This is a genomic window from Luteolibacter pohnpeiensis (genome assembly GCF_016595435.1).
GTDB lineage: Bacteria > Verrucomicrobiota > Verrucomicrobiia > Verrucomicrobiales > Akkermansiaceae > Luteolibacter > Luteolibacter pohnpeiensis.
The window spans coordinates 1-2,957 of the sequence record NZ_JAENIJ010000081.1 but is presented as its reverse complement, the minus strand read 5'-3'; the positions used below and the strand labels follow the sequence as shown (position 1 = coordinate 2,957).

Annotated in this window: 3 protein-coding genes; all 3 read left to right on the top strand. The window is 51.7% G+C overall.

Annotated features, from left to right (window positions below; translation table 11 throughout):
- Nucleotides 1-217 precede the first annotated feature (217 nt).
- Nucleotides 218-526, top strand: a complete 309-nt coding sequence (locus JIN85_RS19975; protein ID WP_200274166.1) for a hypothetical protein — start codon at nt 218-220, stop codon at nt 524-526.
- A 490-nt stretch (nt 527-1,016) separates the two neighbouring features.
- Entirely contained in the window at nt 1,017-1,709 is a 693-nt protein-coding gene (locus tag JIN85_RS19970) for a hypothetical protein (protein WP_200274164.1), read from the top strand.
- 30 nt (nt 1,710-1,739) lie between these two features.
- A complete protein-coding gene (locus JIN85_RS19965; protein ID WP_200274162.1) occupies nt 1,740-2,270 on the top strand; it encodes a hypothetical protein in 531 nt (176 codons plus the stop codon).
- The last annotated feature ends 687 nt before the right edge of the window (nt 2,271-2,957 follow it).

The following is a 2,957-nucleotide window of genomic DNA, read 5'->3' as shown; positions in this document are numbered from 1 at the left end:
GCGGCGCTTCAGATTGCATCACGCGGCCGTTTTGGGTTCCATTTGGGAACGAGTGGTGTAGCCTTTGTTGTGGCTGAAATCGAACTTATGAGGCGATGCTGGACAACCCGCTACCCGTTCCGACTCGAAGTCGGAGGGTGGCGACAAACCTCAACTAGAATCGGAGGGGCGCTCCCGGTAGCGGGTGCCAGGCCACTGACGTTCGGCAAAGAAAACCATGTCGTCGAAACTCTCTAGTTTTGTTCGATCACGATTTGGTGGCTCGTTGAGCCAAGAAGAAGCACGCCAGCTTATATTTCTAATTTTTTGCACAGTTGATTGGCTACCGGATGACCTCAAAAAAGAAAAATGGAGCCGTTCGACGCTTTCCATAGATTTTGCGGCGTTATCGGAAGAAGGATTTATTCGCGACACCACTCCCGATCAAAAAAAAGCAGAATACTGGAATGCGATAATCGATGATTTTATTTTCAGGCGCATTGAGAGAGATCCTCAGTTTTGCGATACTCTATACTACATGAGATGAAAGCCACTGAGCCGAACCAGTCACTACTGACAACGATCATGGCTGTCACGAAATGCTGCTGCGCAGCCTCCGCGCCATCTATGATCGCGTCTGACCTAAAACGTTCTGCAATATTTAAGATCCCATGAAACCGCTATGGACTATATTACTAATGCTTGGCTGGTATTGCGGGGTTGCATTCTTTGCATGGACTATTGCGGTGAATATCCGCACTGGCGAAGCAGGGGCAAGCGGCATACCACTGTCCAGACGAGATCGCCCGATACGATTTTGGGCGCGAGTATCATGGAACGTCATAATCCTTGTTTTTATGGCGTTCATGCCCATCTTGATCTACTGGAAGCAACAGTAATAAGAAGTGCAAACAAGAGGTGAGTGCCCCCCCTACCCCGCCGAGAGTCGGAGATTGAGCCGTGATTAGAAACCTTTACCCTGTGTCGGTCTGGCGCTCCCGGTAGCGGGTGCCACCACTTTGACGTTCTGCCAAAAAATGAGACTCACAATTCTCACTCTCCTAGCCTGCACGGGTCTTGCGGTTGCGGACACTCCTGAGGTGCCGAATTCGCTCTCACCCGACGGAAAGGCCCACGCAGTGATGGATATCGATCGAGACCCAAAGATCTCCCCAGAATGGAAGGGTGACAGCTTCCCGCAGATCGAGGTGACTCAGAAGGACACTGGCCGGGTTCTCGCCTCCATCGAATATTTCGGAGCGGCGGGTGATGATGCGCGTCCACTTCGAGAGCATGTGCGAGTGAGTTGGCGTCCTGACTCGAAAGCATTTGCCGTGATCATCGATGATAGATTCTACTCGCACACCAAGATTTTCGCACTGGTCAAGAACTCGAAGTTCGTAGAGGTGGCGTTTCCGAGCTATCAGGCGATGACTGGCTATCCCGCCCCAGATAGTGACCAGTTGCGACCGAGAGGTAGATCGACGGTCGAAGGATGGGATTCCAAGGGTAGACTGATTTACTCGATTTTCATGAGGCCACTCCCGTCGTATTCCGGCGACGATCCGCTGGAGCACAAGATTCTGCTGGAGGTTTCCCCCGATGGAATGATCCTGGCGAAGAAAACCAAGGCAGAACAAGCCGGCGCTGGACAACCCGCTACCCGCGCCGAGTTGGACCCGGAGGGCGGCGACAAACCTCAAACAAAATCGGTGGGCCACTCGCGGTAGCGGGTGCCAGGCCTTCGACGTTCGATCCAAATGAAACAACGTTTCATTTCACTCCTAACCCTCCTATGTCTCGCCCAGGGAGGACTCGCATCTGACAAAGTTATCGATTACGCTAAGGCTCTTTCGTTGGTCATCGCCTATGATTCCGCTGGGGGAGGTTCCATTTCCGTCATACTCAAGAACTCCTCGACAGAGAAGTTGGAGCTGATTTTGAACGACAAGGAGATCGAGGGCCGATTCTCTATAGAGGGAGGTCAGGACAAAGACAACTTTTACGACAAAGACTACTTACGGAAGCTTTTGACCTCTCATTGGTTTTCGGGGCATCGCGAGCTAAAAAGCAACGGTGAGATCAAATGGACAGCAAGGCTTGAAGAACTGGTCTATCCTCACGACACTCCTGTGACGCCTCAGAGTATAGCAGGAAAGTCGGTCTCCTTGAGTCTCGATCGGCTTGCTGTGATCCCCGGCGTTAGGAAGGGGAACATCCCGGTCAAGATCCAAAGCAACACCCTGGAAATCCCAAAGATCGAACAAGATGTTACAGGCAACGGGCATTGAACGTTCGCTCGGAAATATGGTGGGCAAACTCAAACAATTGTTTTCTCGCAAGAGTGTCGGCCCACCGTAACCCCAGAGAGTGTTCGTGATCTACGCTCACGCGCCCGATAACACTTCCGATGAGTCCGCGCCTCCTAACTCCTTTGATCCTCCATTTTTCCCGTCCGATAAGATCGACAGGTTTTCGGTCGAGGAATTTTCGAGGATGGCCAAAGTCTTTCGTCGTGCGGATCACGCCGTCGATCCCCTCTATCGGTGCCCCCAGCCTGATATGGTTTCCTGCGTAGTCTACGTTCATGATGGAGACTGCTGGATACCGGACGAGAGAGCCACTGACTTCTTCCATGAAAGCCACATCAACTACTAAATACTACAAGCCGAACCACCACTCTATCGTTCGGTAGCGAAAACATGAATCGCTCCTCTCCACAATTTAGGTCACATCTGAAGTTCACTTTCAGAGAATACGGAAAAGACAGGTGGCTAAAATTCGGCTTTCCAGAGAATGGTCATCGTCGAGTGCCCATGCAGATGGATTGCGTCGAAGGCATGCACACCGTAGGAATGTGAATAGACGGTCAGACATGAATGTCACGGGATTAAGCGGTTTTCTTGTAGCGGCTGCGGTGGAAGACTTCAACGTATTCTTGGCGCGGGGTGTTGAGCAGAGGGTGATTTTTCGGTCGC

What these genes read in the sequence shown, in the direction of transcription:
- JIN85_RS19965 (WP_200274162.1), top strand. Translation starts at nt 1,740, where the DNA reads ATGAAACAACGTTTCATTTCACTCCTAACCCTCCTATGTCTCGCCCAG.
- JIN85_RS19975 (WP_200274166.1), top strand. Translation starts at nt 218, where the DNA reads ATGTCGTCGAAACTCTCTAGTTTTGTTCGATCACGATTTGGTGGCTCG.
- JIN85_RS19970 (WP_200274164.1), top strand. Translation starts at nt 1,017, where the DNA reads ATGAGACTCACAATTCTCACTCTCCTAGCCTGCACGGGTCTTGCGGTT.